13 protein-coding genes are annotated in these 21,146 nt (G+C 50.8%); 12 read left to right on the top strand and 1 reads right to left on the bottom strand.

Annotated elements, in window-relative coordinates; all coding sequences use genetic code 11:
* Positions 1 to 163: 163 nt before the first annotated feature.
* The 7 genes from ACONT6_RS12495 to ACONT6_RS12465 all read left to right on the top strand — a co-directional run bounded on the left by ACONT6_RS12495 (position 164) and on the right by ACONT6_RS12465 (position 13,056).
* On the top strand, positions 164 to 799 hold the full coding sequence (locus tag ACONT6_RS12495) for a TetR/AcrR family transcriptional regulator (protein WP_428818826.1): 636 nt from the start codon (positions 164 to 166) through the stop codon (positions 797 to 799).
* Positions 800 to 1,039: 240 nt separating this feature from the next.
* Positions 1,040 to 1,867 carry an alpha/beta fold hydrolase gene (locus tag ACONT6_RS12490; RefSeq protein ID WP_428818825.1) on the top strand — a complete coding sequence of 276 codons (828 nt, stop codon included), beginning with the start codon at positions 1,040 to 1,042 and terminating at the stop codon, positions 1,865 to 1,867.
* Positions 1,868 to 1,920: 53 nt separating this feature from the next.
* The gene (locus ACONT6_RS12485; RefSeq protein WP_428818824.1) at positions 1,921 to 4,197 is read left to right on the top strand and encodes a TonB-dependent receptor; all 2,277 of its coding nucleotides are present in this window, start codon (positions 1,921 to 1,923) and stop codon (positions 4,195 to 4,197) included.
* A 39-nt stretch (positions 4,198 to 4,236) separates the two neighbouring features.
* Positions 4,237 to 5,868: a long-chain fatty acid--CoA ligase gene (locus ACONT6_RS12480; RefSeq protein ID WP_428818823.1), complete on the top strand. Its 1,632-nt coding sequence runs from the start codon at positions 4,237 to 4,239 to the stop codon at positions 5,866 to 5,868.
* A 140-nt stretch (positions 5,869 to 6,008) separates the two neighbouring features.
* Positions 6,009 to 7,775 carry a carboxylesterase/lipase family protein gene (locus ACONT6_RS12475; RefSeq protein WP_428818822.1) on the top strand — a complete coding sequence of 589 codons (1,767 nt, stop codon included), beginning with the start codon at positions 6,009 to 6,011 and terminating at the stop codon, positions 7,773 to 7,775.
* A 744-nt stretch (positions 7,776 to 8,519) separates the two neighbouring features.
* Positions 8,520 to 11,384 carry a glycosyl hydrolase family 18 protein gene (locus ACONT6_RS12470; protein WP_428818821.1) on the top strand — a complete coding sequence of 955 codons (2,865 nt, stop codon included), beginning with the start codon at positions 8,520 to 8,522 and terminating at the stop codon, positions 11,382 to 11,384.
* 91 nt (positions 11,385 to 11,475) lie between these two features.
* Entirely contained in the window at positions 11,476 to 13,056 is a 1,581-nt protein-coding gene (locus tag ACONT6_RS12465) for a glycosyl hydrolase family 18 protein (RefSeq protein WP_428818820.1), read from the top strand.
* A 634-nt stretch (positions 13,057 to 13,690) separates the two neighbouring features.
* Here the strand turns inward: ACONT6_RS12465 and ACONT6_RS12460 are convergent.
* A complete protein-coding gene (locus tag ACONT6_RS12460; RefSeq protein WP_428818819.1) occupies positions 13,691 to 14,572 on the bottom strand; it encodes a DUF2971 domain-containing protein in 882 nt (293 codons plus the stop codon).
* Between the two features lie 1,400 nt (positions 14,573 to 15,972).
* On the opposite strand from ACONT6_RS12460, the gene ACONT6_RS12455 reads away from it, so the two are divergent.
* The 5 genes from ACONT6_RS12455 (at position 15,973) to ACONT6_RS12435 (ending at position 21,083) form a co-directional block, all read left to right on the top strand.
* Complete coding sequence (locus ACONT6_RS12455) at positions 15,973 to 16,503, top strand: hypothetical protein (protein ID WP_428818818.1); 531 nt, start codon at positions 15,973 to 15,975, stop codon at positions 16,501 to 16,503.
* Positions 16,504 to 16,524: 21 nt separating this feature from the next.
* Entirely contained in the window at positions 16,525 to 16,743 is a 219-nt protein-coding gene (locus ACONT6_RS12450; RefSeq protein WP_428818817.1) for a hypothetical protein, read from the top strand.
* 208 nt (positions 16,744 to 16,951) lie between these two features.
* On the top strand, positions 16,952 to 18,334 hold the full coding sequence (locus ACONT6_RS12445) for a hypothetical protein (RefSeq protein ID WP_428818816.1): 1,383 nt from the start codon (positions 16,952 to 16,954) through the stop codon (positions 18,332 to 18,334).
* Between the two features lie 613 nt (positions 18,335 to 18,947).
* Complete coding sequence (locus ACONT6_RS12440) at positions 18,948 to 19,331, top strand: hypothetical protein (RefSeq protein WP_428818815.1); 384 nt, start codon at positions 18,948 to 18,950, stop codon at positions 19,329 to 19,331.
* 1,089 nt (positions 19,332 to 20,420) lie between these two features.
* On the top strand, positions 20,421 to 21,083 hold the full coding sequence (locus tag ACONT6_RS12435) for a recombinase family protein (protein ID WP_428818814.1): 663 nt from the start codon (positions 20,421 to 20,423) through the stop codon (positions 21,081 to 21,083).
* Positions 21,084 to 21,146 lie beyond the last annotated feature (63 nt).

The raw sequence follows: 21,146 nt of genomic DNA, 5'->3' as shown, positions 1-21,146 counted from the left end.
CTCCTGACCACAAAAAATCTGCAGTCGGTAGGATTGCGTGTATGTCAACAGACGGCGATGGGGTAAGCTTTCGCCTGCGCGTTAGAGCTGTCATCAGCGTGACGCAATGACACAGTGACGGAAGGTAACAGTCGAGAAGCAGCCAGGGACTGATGGAATAACAATGTCGCAACCCGATCTCACACTGGTTCAGGTGCCGGAACCAAGCCAGGTTCGCAGCCGCCAGGCTCTCGAGCGCCTGTTGGCGGCGGGGGAGGAATTGCTGGCCAACAATCAGTTCGAAGAGGCGAGCGTGGCCGATATTGCCAGCCAGGCAGACTCTTCCGTAGGGACTTTTTATCGACTGTTGGGGGATAAAGAGACTCTGTCTCTGCTCTTGTTGCAGCGCTTTATGCAGCGCCTGGCCGAAGCGACCGCCTCCCTGCGGGATGCCGGTGCAGGCTGCCAGAACCTCGCGGAAGGGGTGCGTCTGCTCACGGACACCTACATTGATGTGTATACCGGCAGGCGCGGTGTGCTCCGGGCCGTCATTCTCAGGGCTTCCCGTAGTACGGCTTTCCGGGACCTGGTGCACCAGCTCAATACCCATATCTCCGAGACTGCCTGTGACTGCCTGGCGCCTTATATGGATCAGGTGCTGCACGACAATCCCCGCCAGGCGGTGGCATCCGGAGTGCATATGGTGCTCGGTGCACTTAACCAGCACACGGTAACGGGCACACTCGGTGGTTTGCCCGCGAACGCCCTGCGAAACGAGATCGCCCGCTTATTGTTGGGGTACCTGCGCGGTCCCCGATAAGCACTTCCTCCTGGCGCCATCGCCCAATTCACAACACTTCCACGGCCCCCCGCGACCTGCCCGCGCCACTTGCTGGCGCCTAAATTTATTTCTGCCGAATTAACGCCTTGCGGAGAGCTGATGGGAGGAGTAATCTTCAGTTATCGGAATCAGTATTCCGATTCCATTTTTGGGCGTTAGCCCTGTATGGAGTGGGTTAACCCACGCAGAAAAATAACAATAGCGAAATGAGAAGAGTCCATGCCGTACCTGAGCCGCAATGGCCACAATCTCCACTTCACTGACAGCGCCGGACAGGGTGAGCCCCTGTTGTTTCTCCACGGGCTTGGGTCCCGGGGCACTGACTGGCAACCTCAGGTTGACAGCCTGGCGGAAGAATTCCGTGTGCTCACACTCGACTTTCCCGGCCACGGCTGCAGTGATGCTCCTGCGGGACATATCTCCATGGACTCCCTGGCCGAAGATGCCTTGGCACTGCTGGATTATCTCGCAATAGACCGTGCGCATATCGCCGGCCTCTCCCTGGGTGGGATGGTGACCTTTCAGCTGCTCGCCAGTAATCCAGAACGGTTGCGTTCGGTCACGGTCATCAATTCCGGGCCGGGGATGCTGGCTGGGCGCTGGCGTCTGAACATGGTGCTCGCGCTGCGCAGTTTGATGGTGCGAAGCTTCGGTCTGCCGGCCCTGGCAAAACGCATCGCCCCCAAACTCTTTCCCCGCACCGATCAGCAAATACTGCGCGAGCAGTTCCTGCACAGCATCGCTGCGGTGGACAGGGAAACCTACTTGAAAATCCTGCGTGCAATTGGTCGTTTCAATGTCTGGCCCGAAATTGCGGGCAGTCCCGTGCCGGCACTGATCATGGCTGCAGACCGGGATTACACCCCGGTTGCCTACAAGGCGGAGTACGCCGCAACCATGGGAAATGCCGAGCTTTTTGTTATTGAGAACTCCGGCCACGCTTCACCCATGGAGGTGCCGGAAGTTTGTAACGTGAGAATTCGCGCGTTTCTGCGCACACATTCCAAGAACACGACGCGGTTGCCGAGTGCGGAAATCGCCGACTGAAATGAACAGAAAAATGATTTCACAATAAAACGATAGCGAGAGAGGAATTGGGTATGTCTAATAAAAATAATGCGGTACCTGGATTTCAAAAAAAGCTTGTGCCACTGGCGATCGCCGGTTTGAGTAGCATAGGCGCCGTTCACGCACCGCAAACCTTTGCACAAGAAAGTGCCCTGGTCATGGAGGAGGTGGTGGTCTCTGCGCGCCGGCGCAATGAATCACTGCAGGAAGTTCCTCAGGCGGTCAGCGCCATCAGCAGCGATGAGATGCTGATATCCGGCATTTCAGACCTTTCAGATTTACAGTCCCAGGCTCCGGGACTCACGGTTTACCCGGCGCGCGCAACCAGTTCCACGGTCACTGCGTATATTCGCGGTGTCGGCCAGTCGGACCCGCTGTGGGGAGTTGAACCGGGGGTCGGCATTTATGTGGACGATGTCTATCTGGCGCGACCACAAGGTGCACTTCTGGAAATGCTCGATGTAGAGCGTGTGGAAATTCTGCGTGGTCCCCAGGGGACGCTCTATGGCCGCAATACCATCGGCGGTGCGATCAAGTATGTCAGCCGGCCGATTGGTGACGAAACGGAGGTTTCTGTTCAGGCGGCGCTCGGCAGCTATAACCAGCGGGATCTCAAGGTGGCCGTCAGCACGCCGCTTGCACAAAACTTGTATGCCAGCCTGGCCCTGGGGTCATTCGAACGCGATGGTTTTGGGGAAAACCGCCTCACCGGCGCAGAGGTTTCCAACAAGCAGCTCTACGCCGGGCGCGCGGCGATCGAGTGGCGGCCGAGCGATCAGTGGTCTGTAAACCTCGCACACGATGCGGTCTACGATCGATCTGCGGTACCCGGTGCCCAGCGGATGGTGGTGAATGGTATTGAATCCTTTTTCAGTGGTGCGGCACCACTTCCTGTCAGCGAGCACCGTTACGATGTGGATAACGGGTTCAGCAACCAGAGCAACGACACAGACAATTCCGGCACTGCGCTGACGGTAAGTTGGGAAGGGGAAGGTAACTGGGGGTTTAAATCCATCACTGCCCGACGCCAGGGGGAATTTAATCAGGCCATTGACTTTGACCTGGGGCCCCACCCGATTGCCGATGTGGATGGGGTGCAGACGGACAAACAGCTCAGTCAGGAATTCCAGTGGCAGTATGGTGGCGACAAGCTTGACGGTGTTTTCGGTCTCTATCTACTGGATGCCACTGCTGGCGGAATGGTCCGCAACCGCTTCGGCCTGCCTACCGCTCTGGTGGCCCCGGGGCTGGAAACCATCATCGGGCCCACCATTGCAATTTACGGTGCCAGTGGCGGTGAGGTGGAAACCAGTGCGGCAGCGCTGTTTGGCGATTTGAGTTACAGCCTGACCGACACCACTTCCCTGAGCCTGGGGGCGCGATTCAACCGCGAGGAGAAGCGGGCAGACGTCCTCAACCAGAATATGGCCGATGAGGACTTTACCATCCCCAATGGCCAGGTATCTGCAGACTTTACCGAATCGGAAAGTTGGACAGACTTTTCGCCCCGTGTCGGAATTGACCATCAGCTGACGGAAACAACCCTGCTTTATGCAAGCTACAGTGAGGGATTCAAAAGTGGTGGCTTCAATATTCGCGCCAACACCGTACAGGTTCCAGACTCAAGAAAACCTTACAAGCCGGAGCGGGTGGTCAGTTACGAAGTGGGAGCGAAGGCTGATATCAGCGATACCCTGCGTGTCAATGCTGCGGCCTTCTACAGCGACTACGAAGATATCCAGTTGAGCATTTTTACCGGTGTGGATACGACGGGCGATGGAAATACCGATAGCTTCTTCGGTGATTTCACCAATGCTGGTGCCGGTGTGATTCGCGGTCTCGAACTGGAATACCAATGGTTGCCCAGCGAATTTTTTACCCTAAGTGGCAATGCAACCTGGTTGGACGCCTATTACAAAGAGTACCTCTCGGGTGGAGTAAACGTAGCGGATGAGCAGGTATTCACCAACACCCCGGAACTGACCTATACCTTGAACGGCGATTTCAGTTTTCCAATCAGTGACGTGGGCACCCTGGATGCACGGCTCAGTTACAGCTATCGGGATGATGTCTACCCGACCACCGACCTGAGTGACCTCGTGTTCCAGGAGGGCTATGGCCTTTGGAATGCAGCGCTGGTGTTTACGCCGGATGCACAAAGCTGGCGTCTGGCCCTGGAAGGACGCAACCTGACCGATGAAGCATATCGAAATACCGGGTACGACCTGCGTGGATCCGGGTTTCCGATTGTTTCGGGATTTTATGGCGATCCTCGTGTCTGGGCTCTGCGCCTGAATGTAGACCTCTAAACATTGAGATGCACACAAATAACCGAAGAGGCCAGAAACATGCAGGGCTTGATGATGCAGGGACAACTGACACTGACCGGGATAATGCGTCACGCGCAGAGTAATTTCTCTGAACAGGAAATTGTCTCGGTTACGACGGACAACCCACGCCACCGGTATACCTATGGGGAGGCTTTTCAGCGCGTCGCGAAGCTGGCGAGCGCGCTGGAAAAACTCGGCGCTCGCGCGGGTGATTGTATCGGCACGCTGGCGTGGAACGATTACCGGCACTTCGAGCTTTACTTTGCCACCTCGTGTAGCGGGCTTGTGTGCCATACGATTAACCCACGGCTATTTGCCGATCAACTCATCTATATCATTCAGCATGCAGAAGATCGGTTGCTATTCATCGATCCTATGTTTGTGCCGTTGATCGAATCTCTGGAGAGCGAACTTTCCGCGGTGAAAGGCTTTGTCGTCCTCGCGCCAAAAGCGCAGATGCCGAAAACTCGCCTGCCAAATGTTTACTGTTACGAGGAACTTTTGGCCGCGGAAGATGGGAATTTCGACTGGCCGGAGATTGAGGAATCCAGAGCGGCCGCGCTGTGCTATACCTCCGGCACAACCGGTAACCCCAAGGGCGTGCTCTATTCCCACCGGGCAATTGCGCTGCACACCTACGGTGTATTGCTGCCTGATGCATTTGCCTTACAGGGCTGTGAGACGGTCATGCCGGTCGTGCCCATGTTCCATGTAAATGCCTGGTCCCTGCCTTACGCCGCCCCGGTTACCGGGGCCAAACTGGTTCTGCCGGGGCCCAAAATGGGCTGTGGGGAAAGCCTGTGTCGTTTGATCCGGGAGGAGGGCGTCCACGTAACCGCCGGGGTCCCCACTGTCTGGCTGGCTCTGCAGAAGTACCTGCGCGAGTCCGCTCTTGAAATACCGAGTCTGCAGCGGGTGATCGTGGGCGGCGCCGCCTGTCCCTGGTCGATTATGCAGGAATTCGAAGAGCGTCATGGTGTTTACACCCATCATGCCTGGGGTATGACGGAGATGAGCCCTCTTGGAACGTTCAACGGACGAGTGCCGGATTCACTTCCCGCTGCAGAGGCGAAAAAACGCCGCCTCAAGGCCGGGCGCGCGGTGTATGGGGTGGAGATGCGGATCGTCGATGACGAGGGTCGAGAGTTGCCCAGAGATGGTATTGCCTTTGGCGCTTTGCAAGTGCGTGGACCCTGGGTTTGCGAGCGCTATTTCAAGGCGGAAACCTCGGCACTGACAGCCGATGGCTGGTTCGATACCGGCGACGTCGCCACGATTGACCCTCAGGGCTATCTCGGAATCACCGATCGTACCAAGGATGTGATCAAGTCCGGTGGAGAGTGGATTTCTTCCATCGAGCTGGAAAATATTGCCGTGGCGATGGAGGGCGTGCAGGAGGCTGCGGTGATTGGTGTCGCCCATGAAAAGTGGGATGAGCGGCCCTTGCTTGTGGTTGTCGCCACGCCCGGCAGTCAACCCCAACCGCAACAGTTACTGGCTGGCTTTGATGGGAAAGTGGCGAGCTGGTGGATTCCGGATGATTGCTTGCTGGTGGACGAAATTCCGCACACCGCGACCGGAAAAACCAGCAAGAAAGACTTGCGTGTAAAACTCAGGGACTACCACTGGCCACAGCTGGATCCGGCCTAGATTTATTTCAACTAGCGATGAACCCGGGAAGCTCTGATTTTCCCGGGGACTCAACCTGTATTCTGCGAGAACGTTACTCTGTGAAAAAAGGAGTGCTGTAAATTCTGCCGTCGCGGACAAAATAATCGAGGAAAATAATAATGAAGAACTTCGAAGACCTATCCGTTAAAAGCAAGTGTTTGGGCAAGCGATTGATCATGTTGCTTGTCTTTTTATCCTTTAGTCCGGTATCCCTGGCGGCAGACAGTCAGTCGCTGATACGCAATATTCCCTCCATGGGGGGTGCCCAGGTCCAGGGTGTGAACGACCAGAGCAACACGCAGTCGTGGCGAGGAATCCCGTTTGCGGCGGCACCCGTTGGTAGTCTGCGCTGGCGTGCCCCGAGAAATCCCCAGGTCTGGAGTGGGGTGCGCGATGCCAGTACGTTCGGCAATATCTGCCCCCAGCCCGGCAGCTTCTTCGGCGAGCCGGATCCCGCCACATTTGATTTACCTATTGGCAGTGAAGATTGCCTGTACCTGAACGTGTGGCGACCGAAAAGTAGTGCGGATAATCTGCCGGTACTGTTCTGGATTCACGGTGGTTCCAACCGCCTGGGTGCAGGCTCCGAGGTTCTTTACAACGGAGCCAACTTCGCGAACAAAGCCAACGCCGTTGTGGTCAGTGTCAACTATCGGGTCGGTAGCCTAGGTTGGTTCTACAACGATGCCCTGGCCGAGGGGGACCCGAAAGACGACTCTGGAAATTATGCGACCCTGGACCTTATCAAGGGGCTGGAATGGGTGCGCGATAATATCCAGCAGTTTGGCGGCAACCCCAATAGCGTGACCATTGCCGGCCAGTCTGCAGGCTGTATCAATGCCTGGGGCCTTCTGCAGTCGCCACTGGCCGATACGTTGGTAGACCGGATGTTGTGTATGTCCGGGCTTCCCAATGCCTATCCGAAGGCGCTGGGGCAGGTGCAGTCCAGTGATGTGATTGACCAGCTGTTGGTCGAAAATGGCTATGCAGCAGACAAGCTTTCCGCAGCGCAATTTCGTTTGAATCAAAGCGATGCGTGGCTCCGTGACTTTTTGCGCGCGCTTCCCGCGGAGGCAATAGTACGGCATACGCCGAGTCCGGTTGTGATGGGGCACTTTACCGATGGGCACGTCATTCCCTGGGCGGGGTATGCAGACTTGATTGCCGGCGGCTATCACAAGGTACCGATGATTCTGGGTACCGCGGGAGACGAAGGTACCCTGTTTGCGGGAGTGCTCGCTGGTTACCTGAAGCCGTCTCTGGCCGAATTGTGGGATATGGCAAATTATCAGGACCCTGCGAACCTGGCAGTGACGGATATCGTGAAGCCGGAACTGTACGCCTCTTACTACCCGGTGCACCGTACCCTCAGCCTGGCGGTGGATCTGACCGTTGATAATATCTGCCGCTATCTGCGTTTAATGCAGGGCAATATTTACCGCTACAACTTCGACTGGGACGATGCTCCGCAACCGTGGAAGGAATCTTTCGGCGCGATTCACGGTATGGACCTGCCGTTTCTGTTTGGCAACTTCCCAGGCCCTGATCAACCGGACTTTATGCGCTATATGATCAGCGCGCAGAACCAGTCCCAGCGCGAGGCCCTGTCAGATACGTTTATCCAGTACGTCAGCCAGTTTATGCGTACGGGCAACCCCAACAAATGGTTCGATGGCTTGCCCGAGTGGTACGACTGGTCGAACTTTTGGATTTATCAGAAGCGGATGATTCTGGACAACAACGTGCATACCAATTCACACGATTTCTGGCTGTCGGATGTGAATGGCGCACTGAATGAGCTGAGCCCGGCGGATCGGCAGCGGGCGGAAGAGCTGATGTCCAACTTCCAGGTGCAACTGGAAGATGCGGATGTGACCTACCAGTAAGTCTTGGGCCTCGGGGTTAGCGATTTCCTCGGGGTTAGCGGCTTAAAAGATTCTTCAGCCCTGCCGCAAAAAATGAGAAAAAAGTTTGGGGTAGGGCAGCGCGATCCTAAACTGGTAACAGTCCCGGGAAGACTCCCCCATCGCGAGACGAGGTGGAGTGCCAACAACAAGCGGTCCGTAACCGAGACTGGACATGACCGTAAATAGGCCCACAGCGGGTGACCACTGATCTGAAATTGATTGATTTCAGCGAGTGAAAGAGCGGGAAGTTTCAGTCAGCTTGATTGGGTAAAGTGGGGCGGAGCGGTCGATGTATATCGGCCGCTTTTCATTTTGTGGACCGGGGAAATGCATTCTTCTGCGCTTTCCCGGTGCTTTCACGAGTCTCTCTCCAGGCCATGGAGCGGGATTTCGACGCCAGAATCTTAATCTTCATGTGACTCACCTCTCAAGACTGTCTCAAAGGGGCTGGCCAAATCATGAGAGAGCAGGGTATTGTGAAAAAGTAATGACACCGCTGTCATAATTTAATTAAAAATGACAGCGGTGTCATTGTCCCGGCCTCGGCTGGGGAAATTTGAGGTACCTGTTCGCAGTAACAGATTAGATGTACCGGCATAGAGATGTTTTTGAATGCCGTTCAATCGGGGGCAGCGCTGCCCGTCGAGGTTTGACGGATACATCACACCGCTGCCCTCTTTGATAGATCCTGATCCATAAAAGATAACGACAAGGTGAAAATCAATGAAAGGGCTCACACCAAGCCACTGGCGTCGCGCACTCCTCGCGTTGGGACTTGCCAGTTCCTCCGCTGCCATCGCCGCGCCCGGCGCTCCCACCATCGACTGGATGGAAACCAGCTTTGCCATCATTGAAGTAGACGAAGCGGCCACTGCCTACGAGCAGCTGGTGACCATCAACGACTACGCGGAAGTTCCGGTAGCCTGGTCCAAGTGGTCCGGCGACCCGGCCACCACCGCACAGTACCTGCTCAATGGCGAAGTCGTACTGGAACAGACCATCAGTGGCGGCGATACCCAATCCGGTACCGCGACTCTGCAGGTTGCCGAGGGCGGCCAGTACGCTCTGCAAGTGGCGCTGTGTAACGACGACGGTTGCGCAACTTCTGCAGCCAAAGACATCGTGGTTGCCGACACTGACGGCAGCCACCTGGACCCGATCACCGTTACCGCCGGTGAAAACAACCAGCCATACCAGAACACCAGTAATTCCGTGGTGGGCACTTACTTTGTGGAGTGGGGCGTATACGGCCGTAAATTCTCCGTGGACATGATGCCTTCCTACAACCTGACCCACCTGATCTACGGGTTTATCCCCATCTGTGGTGGCGATGGCATCAACGACAGCCTGAAAGAAATCGAAGGTTCCTTCCAGGCCCTGCAGCGCTCCTGCTCCGGCCGTGAAGACTTCAAGGTTTCTCTGCACGACCCGTTCGCGGCCTTGCAGAAAGCCCAGGCCGACCAGACCTTCTCCGATCCCTACAAGGGTAACTTCGGCCAGCTGATGGCCCTGAAACAGGCCTATCCGGATCTGAAGATCCTGCCATCCATCGGTGGCTGGACCCTGTCCGATCCGTTCTATTTCTTCAGCGATGCGGCCAAGCGTAAAACCTTCGTCGACTCCGTTGAAGAGTTCATGCGCACCTGGAAGTTCTTCGATGGTGTGGATATCGACTGGGAATATCCGGGCGGCCAGGGCGCTAACCCGAACCTGGGTGATGCGTCCATCGACGGCGAAACCTATCGCCTGCTGATGCGCGACCTGCGTGCCATGCTCGACGGTCTCGAGCAGGAAACCGGCCGTCAGTACGAGCTTACGTCCGCGATTGGTGCGGGTTCCGACAAGATCGAAGATGTGGACTACACCGATGTACAGCAGTACATGGATTACTTCTTCGTGATGACCTACGACTTCTACGGTGGTTGGAGCAACGAAGTACTGGGTCACCAGACTGCGCTGTACGCACCGAGCTGGCGTCCGGACACCGACTACACCACCGACAATGGTATCCAGAATCTGCTCGGCCTGGGTGTTGATCCCGGCAAGCTGGTGGTTGGTGCTGCCATGTACGGCCGCGGTTGGACCGGTGTTTCCGGCTGGACCGGCAACGATCACATGACCGGTACTGCCACTGGCATGGTTTCCGGTACCTGGGAAGATGGCGTTGTGGACTACCGCGACATCGTCGGCCGACTCGCCACCGGTGAGTGGGAAGAGTATTACGACGAAACTGCAGAAGCGCCGTACATCTTCAAGCCGAGCACCGGCGACCTGATCACCTACGATAACAGTCGCTCCGTGATGGCCAAGGGTGCCTATGTACAGGCCAACAACCTGGCCGGTCTGTTCTCCTGGGAAATTGATGCGGACAATGGCGACATCATGAACGCCATGCACGAAAGCCTCGGTCACGGCGATGGCCTGGGTAATCGTACGCCGACTGCCCGCGCCGGTGGTGATGTGTCTGTAGACAGTGGTGCAAGCGTAACCCTCGATGGCAGTAATTCCAGCGACCTGGATAACGACCCGCTGACCTATAGCTGGACGCAGGTTTCCGGAACCAGCGTGAGCCTGCAGAACGCTACCAGCGCTTCCGCAAGCTTTACTGCCCCCACCGTTACCGCCGACGAAACCCTGGTGTTTGCACTGACCGTTGCCGATGACAGCAATGCCAGTGATACCGATCAGGTTTCCGTGACGGTACTGGCCGAGCAGCCGAATCGCGCACCCAACGCCGATGCCGGTGCCGACCAGATGGTGGTCACGCCTGCAACCGTTACCCTCAACGGCAGTGCTTCCAACGATCCGGACGGCGATGCGCTGACCTACAGCTGGAGCCAGACCTCAGGCGCCGCAGTAACGCTGAGCGACAACAGTGCAGCAAGCCCCACCTTCTCCGCGGTTCAGGTGAGTGCCGAAGAAGAGCTGGTGTTCGCGCTGACCGTCAGCGACGGTTCACTGTCCGATACCGATCAGGTGAGTGTATTCCTGCTGGCAGAAAACAATCCGCCGCAAGTCAGCCTGCCCGGTCCGATCACTGTCGACGAAGGTGAAAGCTTCACCGTCACCGCGAATGGCAGCGACGCCGACGGCGATGCACTGACTTACACCTGGAGTGGTATGGAAAGCGGTTCCGGCGAGAGCATCACCATCACCGCACCGCAGGTGGGCGCCGATACCGACTTCACCCTCACCGTGACCGTGAGCGATGGTATCGACAGTGCCAGTGACAGCATCACCGTCAGCGTAACCAACGTTGAAGGCGGCGGTGGCTGCGAGATGATCGATCCGAATGCCGGTAATTTCGATGCCTGGCAATCCGGTAGCACCTACCTCGGTGGCGATCAGGTGAGCTTCGAGCAACTGGTTTGGGAAGCCAAGTACTGGACCCAGCAGCAGCCGGGCGTCAGCTCTGCGGACTGGAAACTCATCAGCGATGTGGAAGTGCCCTGGAATGCCAGCACGGCCTACAACGGTGGTGACGAGGTGAACCACAATGGCCTGCGTTACCGCGCCAAATGGTGGACTCAGAGCGAGCCGGGTGTTTCTTCCGACTGGGAAGAAATCGGCGAAGCGACCTGCAACTAAGCCGTAAGCAGTACACAGGGGGCGCTAAGGCGCCCCCTGTTCTTTTCGAAATTCTTTTCTAAAAACTTCCAAATAAAATCGGGAAATAGATATGAAAAGGCAATTACTTGGTCTGCTTGCGCTCGGGCTATTCTCGTTCGAAGCCGCAGCGGTAGACTGCTCCGCGCGTCCGGACTGGGAAGCCAGCGCCATCTATGTGGGTGGTAACTCGGTCAAGCACCTGGGCAATGCGTATACCGCAAATTACTGGACGCAGAACAATGATCCGGTAACCCACTCCGGTACCTGGGCGCACTGGAAATACGAGGGCGCCTGTGACGGCGGTTCATCGTCAGGTTCGTCCTCTAGTTCCTCTAGTTCTTCCAGCTCGTCTTCAAGTTCTTCCTCCAGTTCCTCATCTTCCTCAAGCTCAAGCGGTGGCTCCGGCGGCGGCTCCTGTACTTCTGTGCAGTATGTCGCGGGTACCAGCTATACGGCGGGCCAGCTGGTGCAGAATGTGGGGCTGGAATTCCAGTGCAATATCGCCGGCTGGTGTTCTTCCGAGGCCGCCTGGGCGTATGAGCCGGGTGTCGGTGCGCACTGGGGAGATGCCTGGAGCCAGGTAGGAGACTGTGGCAGTTCTTCTTCCAGCAGTTCGTCCAGTGGCGGTTCCAGTTCGTCTTCCGGTAGCTCCGGCTCGTCCAGCTCGTCCGGCGGCTCTTCATCGGGTGGCAATAGCGGCCTGTTGCCGAAGCATGCGCTGGTGGGTTACTGGCATAACTTCGACAACGGCTCCGGTCTGTACCGCATCAGTGAAGTATCCGATGTGTGGGATGTGATCGTAGTGGCGTTTGTGGACGATGCGGGTAACGGCAATATCGCGTTCAATCTGGATCCGGGGCTCGACAAGCAGCAGTTCATAGATGACATCGCAGCCAAGCGCGCCGCGGGCAAAATCGTGATCGCTTCTTACGGTGGTGAAAAGGGGACCGTTACCCTGAACACCGAGGAGAACGTGACCAACTTCGTCAACAGTACCGCGGCGATGATCGACGAGTACGGATTTGACGGTATCGACATCGATCTGGAGTCCGGCGCGGGTGTGATGCACGGTGCACCGGTCATCCAGAATATGGTGGATGCAGTAAAACAACTGAAGCAGCGTTATCCCGGCATGTACTTGTCCATGGCTCCGGAACATCCCTATGTACAGGGTGGCTATGTGTCCTATACCGGTATCTGGGGCGCCTATCTGCCGATGATCGATCAGTTGCGCGATGAACTCGATCTGTTGCACGTACAGCTGTACAACAACGGCGGCCTCGCCACACCCTATCGCGGACCGGCTTACCCGGCAGGCTCTGTGGATATGATGGTGTCTTCCGCGCTGATGCTGATTGAAGGTTTCCCCCTGGGCTACGGCGATGCAGGCTTCTTTGAGGGACTGCGCCCGGATCAGGTAGGGCTGGCACTGCCATCAGGGCCCAGTTCAGCGGGTAGTGGCTTTGCCACCACCGCGGATATCAACCGCGCGCTGGATTGCCTTACCCAGCAGCTGAATTGTGACACCCTGACGCCATCACAGGCCTACCCGACATTCAACGGCGTAATGACCTGGTCAATTAACTGGGATATGAACGACGGTGGTATTTTCTCCGGACCCGTGGGTAGCCATGTGCACAACCTGCCCTGAAAGACTAAGTAACTGATAAATAAGGATTTTTTAAAAAGTTACTAGTCCTCAATGTTTTCAATGGGGGTGTCAGCAATGATGCCCCTTTTTCTTTTTGTGTCAAATTTTGTGCCGAGTCTTGTACCTAGCCGAGCCTTGAATAAAATATACTGTTTTTATATACAGTATTCGGGTGTCACTAGTGTCAGACCACAGATTCAAATTCGATGGATTGAAGTTCATTGCCAGCCGCGAAGGCTCTCAGTACATCCTATGCCCCCTGATAGGCTGCTGCATTAGCTATGTCTATCCAGTTGCTATTGGTTTACGGGAAGCCCTAAAGCGGGCCGTTGAACAGTCCAGGGGCAAGGCTACCAAACCGCGTTTGATACAGATTGACGGAGAGCCAATTGAGATACGCCGGATCAAACCAAATGCTGGCATCTCTTACTACGAAGTGAGATCGCTAAATCACGGAAACTTCTATAACAGTCGGCTTCAAGTGCCTGTAGATAGAAATTTGAGAAAAAACATAGAGGATACAATTGGTTCGTATCGTGCTTTAAAGCGAGATCATGATTGGTTGGCTAAGAGGGCAGTTATCACTTAACTGTCGGGACCGTTAAAGTTAATTTCGTCGGGAATAGAAAAGTTACTAATTGCGGTAAGGTATTGTTGATAGTCTAAGTGTAACCTCTAAAAGGTGTGGTTTATCGTGGCTTTGAAGCTTTAAAAAATCATTTAATCCATTATGGGCTCGTTCTTGATCTGCACTCGGGCCTACGATAATTTCTTCTATACACTCCAATACACCAGTTAACCTAACATACGGTAATAGATAATTGTTCTTTTCTCTAAACTCTGTCGGTAGAATGGCAGCGTCAAGCTGTTCCCGATATTCCCGCTCAATATCAGGGCCGGGCTTCGAGTAAAGAATCCTGACTTCAGACTCTTCGCGATAGCTGCTATCTTTATGAGTGGCCGTTAAGTGACGAAAATGATAGTCAGCTAAAATTTTATCTAATCGCCTATCTAATTGATCACCTTTAGGTGGAATGAATGCAGTAGCCGGTATACTACAGTCTATTAAGTAGTTGTAGTTCGCTTGTTTTTCATTTTCATCGTACATGCAGTTCAATATATCGAAGTGTGAAAAAGACTTTCCCTCCGAATTCTTCAAGCTGAATGCTTTAGATTTCAAAAAACTGCTTAGTTTTTCTTTATTGAACCCAATTGCATACCCGCCTTCACTAGGGCAGTAGCCGCGCCATTGGCTCAGTAAATCTCCACTGGAAAATGATGTCAGAAACGTGCGGTTTTCCATTTGTGTCTGTGCGCCGCGTTTGATTCGTGACTTTATGCGATCTTTTGCAATTTCGTTATGTAATTTCTTTTCAAGGTGCCTAATAAATCCATCAATGGCATGATGGAATTCGGAAGGATCGTTCATAAACCTTTGGTCTGAAAGCCAAAGAGCATCATTCTCGAGAATACCTTTTAGGGCCGATGCATCTGTATAGTGATAAATCAATCTCACGAATACTCCGCAATATTCAGTCAATTACTCTCATTCTTACCACATGCCAAGCAATGTAAGTAGGCCCCATATCTACCTGATTTTTGGTCAACCATACCTCCGCATTGTGAGCAGCATGCTGCATTACCATTTTTCCACATCCACAATCTGGCGAAGCCCAACCAGAAAAGTACGGTAGCACCAAGCAGAAATAACGCTCCAATCCAGGGTGCCGCAGATAACGATATCTCTGCTACTTTCGTAAACATCCTGCTTCCACTTAGCTGGGAGGGGATATAGGTTCCTAAGACGTACATCGTCACGACGGAGGTAAGTAGTAGAGCGAGCGGGTACTTAAACAGCCTCAAAAACATCCTTGCGAGCATTCGACATATCCTTTTGCGATATTAACTAGGTGGATGTTACATAAAAAAGGGCCACCAATGGCAGCCCATAAAAGGATTTTGCAATTTGCCCGCGATTCATGACGGACAGCCAAATGCTAATTACTTAGTGGTTGCGTGTCGATCACACCCGATTACACATGAATGAACTAAAGAAAGTTGTGCGGATTGGGTATGAGGTGTTCAAATTTTGATCTACCTGTAAAGAAGTGTAATTTTACCCCTTAAACTCCTTGATATTGGTCAACTTTCTATGTTAGGTCTATTGACCTGGGCGCCAAGTCCGTGTATAATATAAAGATATTCCAGCGTTTTTGATTATCTCTATATTTTTTGATGCCCCATGGGCCGCTCTCGCGGTTTGCTTACGCGAAAGGGCATCAAAAAATATAGAGATAATCAAAAACAATATAGCCCCACATTTCTTAATACCTACTTAAAAAATCCATTTAACTTATTTATTCTAAATTGATGAGTAGGAATCTTATTGTGTGAATCACTGAATTTCGAATCCACTGTAAATGAAAGATTAGAAGGAGATCTTGAAGCTTCCACCAGTAACCCTGCCGGATGTATCTTAGTAGCAATACCATAGATTCCTATATTCGCGAGCGGCTCTACCTGAGAAGGGAATTATACGAACGTTTCCTTGATGCTGAGCTTAATGGAAGGCGTATATTTTCAGCTATAAAAATAAGCTCTGTATTTCACTTCTTCATTGTTACACAAATAGTTAACCAGAATTGCGCCCGCTGGTAACACCATAATTTTTATTCTCGCTTAATTCACTGAGTTGCAAAGCAGTGCCATCTCTCTGCTGGATGGTGAGGGATGGTGGGCTATTTATCATCATAGGATGGAGCATTGATTGCTCCCTTAGGGGTCTATTTGGCCCCATTTTTATTCTTAACTCCAAACAACCAATTGTGGGGTATAGCCTCAGCTGGGTTTTTATTTCCTTTACCAGCTGAGGTTTAGTCATTTAAAGGAAATAAATTTTTAAAAGGAAAATTAAATATGCAAACACAAAATAGAAAGTCTGAATATCACGCACTGAAAGAATACCGTGATCATATGGCGACACATGAAGATGATAGTGGTTTTATTAAGTCTCTTCGTCTATCGCTATATAACAGCTTGATGGCTGGTCATGATGTGCTTCTACAGTTCGCTAAACCAATTCAGCTCTCTCGTATTCAGAGTATTCCGGCCATCAATTGCCGTGGTGGATTCCTCCATGAGGTCAGCACATACAAGGACAGCGGCGAGGAAATTTCCCTGAAAGCCATCCTGGAAGATGAAAACAAGATCGTTGTAGAGCACCAACACCAGCCACAACAGCAAAGGATCTTGATTAAAACAGTTGATAAAGGAGTGATTGAAAAATTTCTCATTCAGGCCGTTAACTATTTGCGTATGGACCTTGAGAGCATTCGGGAAATTATCACTAAAGAAGAGGAGGCTAAACTGAAAGAGATGGAGCTGTTTATTGATGTCTCATCTTACGTAGAGAAGTTGGATTCCAAACGGTTTGGCGCACAACAATAACTAACAGGGAGAGCACACTATATGGCTAACAAAGAGAAAATCGCTCAACACCTTGATAAAGCCCAAAGGCTAGAGGCTGGTACAGATGCTGGAAACTCAGAGGAGGAGTCTCTTCTCGCTGAGATTCGACATCTAAGGAGCGAAGTTGATCAGTTACGTACATCAAAATTAGAAAAGTCTCGGAAGCAATCTCGTAATGAGAAAATTGCTGTTTACCTCGATCGAATGTGCAGTAGCTGAGGGAGGGGCAATAGCGCCTCCTTTCCAAAAAAGGGAAAAAACATGGACTCGAATAGAGCCGAAGTACAGAAACTAAACATTTACATTGAGAAAAGCCTAATACCTTACATGAACAAACAACTGGACAATCTCGAAATGGCTACCAGCCAATTTTTCAATCAAATTCTGAAATCTCACATCAAATCACAAAGTACGCAAGGGGAACAATTTGACCAAAACGACCACACCTCAGAACGATAATAACCTTACCAGCGATACCGTAGTACTTCCCCAGAAGAAACAAAAGTTAGGCCAACGTAGCTTCAAGCATGAAAAGCGTCTGGCTTGCCAAGACTGGTGGTACAACAATAATAATGCGATTTCGATTCTCCCACTCACATACAAGGGCAATGATTCTTTGGTAATTCCTGGAGTTATCAAAGGTAGATCAAAAAAATGGCTCGAAACATACGAGTCATTGATTCTGAACTTGCATCATGTTTATAGAGTGCATAGTGATAGTCGCTGCCTATCTATCCTGATTCAGAAGGGTGAGCAGTTCCTTGTTGGTGGCAGAAAAATTATTGAAAATATTGTTTTTCAACTTGAAATGAGCGGCCTCATTGAGGTTAAGAAGGGATGTAAGGGTTACAGCACAAAAATCAGATTCACATCATCGGGCTATAAATCATTTAGTTTTATTTCAGTTGATTGTGTTGATATTGATAACAGTCAGATGGTGTTTTACAAAGATCCTAAAGGTAGGCGTATAGCTGCCTCTGAGGAGGTTGCAAAGACAGTAGGTGGTGACACTCTTAGGCAATACCAAAATGGACTGTATGACTCTGATATTCGCGTAGACGGAAATCCTATATCAGATGCAGATAAAACTCTGTTTCGATTGTTCCACACCAAAGAAATGATCTATGACGGTAGGCTACAAGGCGCTTGCTGGATGAGCATGCAGTCTTCCTTGAGAGACACGATAACCATCAATGGTAGTCCAACCTGTGAGGTGGACATTCGATCCACACAGAGTACTATTTTTTATGGTTTGGTTGGTGCTGATCTCCCAGAGGATATTTATAGTTGCGAGATTCTCCCAAAGGGTAGAGGCGACAATTCCTATATCAATGAGATTAATCGCTCGCTGTGCAAGCGGATTATGCTACTTCTACTGTCTATTGAAGCTCCTATCTATGGTGGTGCTGTGGATGTAGATGCACTGATATCCAAGATCAAGCAATCATTCCTGGATAAAGACAGAATCAAAGAAGAAGAAATGGTAAGCCTTAAGGAATGGCGGCGGCATCTTGAGAAAGATTATAAAATTACGCTGGATGAAATAATTTTATCGATGATGGAAAGCCACAAGGTGATTTCTAAGTATTTCGGTCGTGGTAGCTGGAAGAATGCCAATCTCCATGAGAGCAATATTCTTCTTCGGGTTATCGAATACTTCAGTAGTAAGTCTGAGCCTGTGCTGACTGTACACGATAGCTTCATTATCGGAGAGCAGTACAAGCAAGAGCTGATAGAGGTAGCCACTCAGGCCATCAATGACGAGCTAGGTAGTAGCTTCACCTCTGACCAAGTGCTTAAGGTTCAGTGACCGACGTATATAGTACTTTTGAATCTGACCAAGTGAATGATCCTACGTGATCTATTCGCAAGATAAGCTTTTTCTGTACTGGCTATGGTATCCAACGGATACAGATACATTCAGACAATATAGTAATAGATAGTATTTATATAGGGAGGGAGAGAGAGAACCCCTATGTAGTACTTTTTTTGGTTCCTGCCTGTTTTCTTAAGATATCTACTATCTATTCTTAATAAATTCAGTAAATAAGTGATCCTAAGTGAGTATTCCTATAGGAGAGGCAAGGGAAATGCCTATGTAGTACTTTGGGGAATACTTAATAAAACCAACCTTTCATTATAAAAATAATAAGTAGGCCCATTGCATCCAGATGTGCCCACCTCAGTAGCGATCAGTATCTTTCACAATCCTATCCTGTCGATCCTATTGATGCGGTTATCTGCTGAGCTGGTTGTGTTCATTGCTGGTCAGTTATTTAAATTAATAAAAAGGATAAGTATGCATAGATCGAAATACGCCGCCATCTGTAGGTTGCTTGAGAGTGGTTATCCAGTGGCTTGGATTGCAGAGAAGATGAAAGTTAAAGAAAGCAAAATAATCAAAATTAAGGAGAAAATTATAAGTGAATGAAAAAGCATACCTCGCCTTCAACAAGACGTCTCTAACCCCTATAACTGTCGTCTACGGCAAGCCTAAGACAATGGAAAATGACAGCACAAAGCTTGTAGAACTCAAATCAGAGTCAATCATTGATTCTGTCTACTCTCTCTTAGATGATCCAGAGAAGCACACACAATTAATGTTTATCGTGTTGAAGCAGGATCAAGACAAGGCCAGACGCTTGGAATCGAACAAGAAGAAAGGTAGACAGATTGACGATGAAACTAAAGATCGAGTGATTGCCTATATGATCCAAGATGGTAGTAGTGCAAGGAAGGCAGAACAGTTGTTTGGTGTGTCTAAATCTACTGCAATTAACCTTAGAAATAGTGTCCAACTTAGCTGAACCATATCTACCTACTGGGCTAGTGTCCAACTGCCTCTAAACCTCTTGTAAACACTGCGGATAGATAGCCAATTTTGAGTGATCGAGGGTAGGAAAAATCAGAAGGTTCCGCATTCAAAAATTACTTTCTGTGAAATTTCATACACGTCTTGAGCATCTCGCCCCAAACTCTATTAATATGCCCTTCGCTCTTGTATATGCTGAACTCTTGAGTATTTCCGTCGCTGTAATTCAGTGTGATCTGAATGTTTTCTCCTTCATAAAATTCATTGAATACTTCCTGAGATTCTTCAGAGTTCATCCAGAAAAAAATAGTATTTGAGTCGGAATGTTCGTTTCTCTTAACTTTGTATCCCTGAATTACAGCGTTATCAATTATCTCAGGCTTTGTCTTACTGTTGTCCCGTGATTGAAGATGTATACCAATTTGGATGCTCCCAGATTCGCTAGTTCCGCTGTTAGGGCCCGACGGTACATATCCTCTGAATAGAAAGCTAATTGTTGAAAATATATGATCATTTTTTGGTTCTGTATTTTCTAAGAAATGGTATGTCTTTAATAGATCGCAACCTGCACCATTAGGCGAAAGCTGCCATCTAGACCAGGCCGGTAGAAAATCAGATGCCAACACAGTGTTTAAAGAGCTAAGTGTCAGGAGAAAGACGGTAAGAGTATAGAAGTTGATTGCTCTCACTTGTAGCGACCATAAGTTGTTAATGTGGCTCAAATATAGACCCGGAATAGTGGTAGCGCGCCGACATCATTGGCGTGTGGCTTAACAGATTGGTCTTTCGAGTACAGCCCTCCATGTTAAAAAATCACCGCGAATTCATGAAGCCCACAAAAATAGGCGCTTACAGCAACAACGCCCTATGAAATAACAGGTGAAATGGATCAGGGGGATGCGTGGTCAATGGCCGTGAGAGTAACGTGGCGCTAGGGTGGCGGGGATATAGGCGTGTCTATTAGTGAAGCTGATCTACACCTGTTGTTGCCTGTTTTCATACGCAATTGGTTTTCAATATTTGTGAAAATGTCCGTTTCGAAATGTTATGATTTGGCTCATAGCAACAAGGAAGGGGCAAGGCATTGATTCAGTACGTCGTTTACTACCGAGTTAGCACTAAACGTCAAGGTGATAGTGGTCTGGGGCTGGAGGCACAGCAAAGAGATATTCAATTATTCTTGGATAACTACAGTGGTCAGCCGTATAAGGTGCTTCAGGAGTTCACAGACATTGAATCTGGATCGAACAGTGATAGAGCTGAGCTAAACCGCGCAATTAAGATGGCAAAGGCTGAGAAGGCTATTCTGTTGGTTTCTAAGCTTGATCGTTTGAGCCGGAAAGTCTCGTTTATCGCAACATTACTCGATGATAAAAAGCTAGAGTTTAAAGTTGCTCAGATGCCGCACGCAGATAAATTCCAGCTCCATATATATGCAGCTCTGGCTGAACAGGAGAGGGATTTCATCTCCACCCGTACTAAGGCCGCTCTATCGGTAGCAAGGGCTCGTGGGGTTAAGCTGGGACGACCAAACGTTACAACCACTGAGGCCAATATCAAGAGACAGAAACACGCCCAGGAAGCAGCACAGAAGCTCTCCGGTATACTGAAACCGATGCTTGGAAAGCACTCACTTCAGGAGATGGCTGACACTCTCAACAACGCTGGTTTACGTACGGCGAGAGGTAATGAATTTAGGGCAATGACTGTTAAGCGAGTGTTGGATAGGCTTAGTCTTACCGAATAAGAAAAGTATAAGAAAGCTTATAAGCCAATTAAGTATATGATATTTTAAAAACATAAATCCTGT

The organism is Microbulbifer sp. MCCC 1A16149 (assembly GCF_050368945.1).
Taxonomy (GTDB): domain Bacteria; phylum Pseudomonadota; class Gammaproteobacteria; order Pseudomonadales; family Cellvibrionaceae; genus Microbulbifer.
Note: the sequence above shows the minus strand (reverse complement) of the source record. Positions and strands in the feature narration are given on the sequence as shown.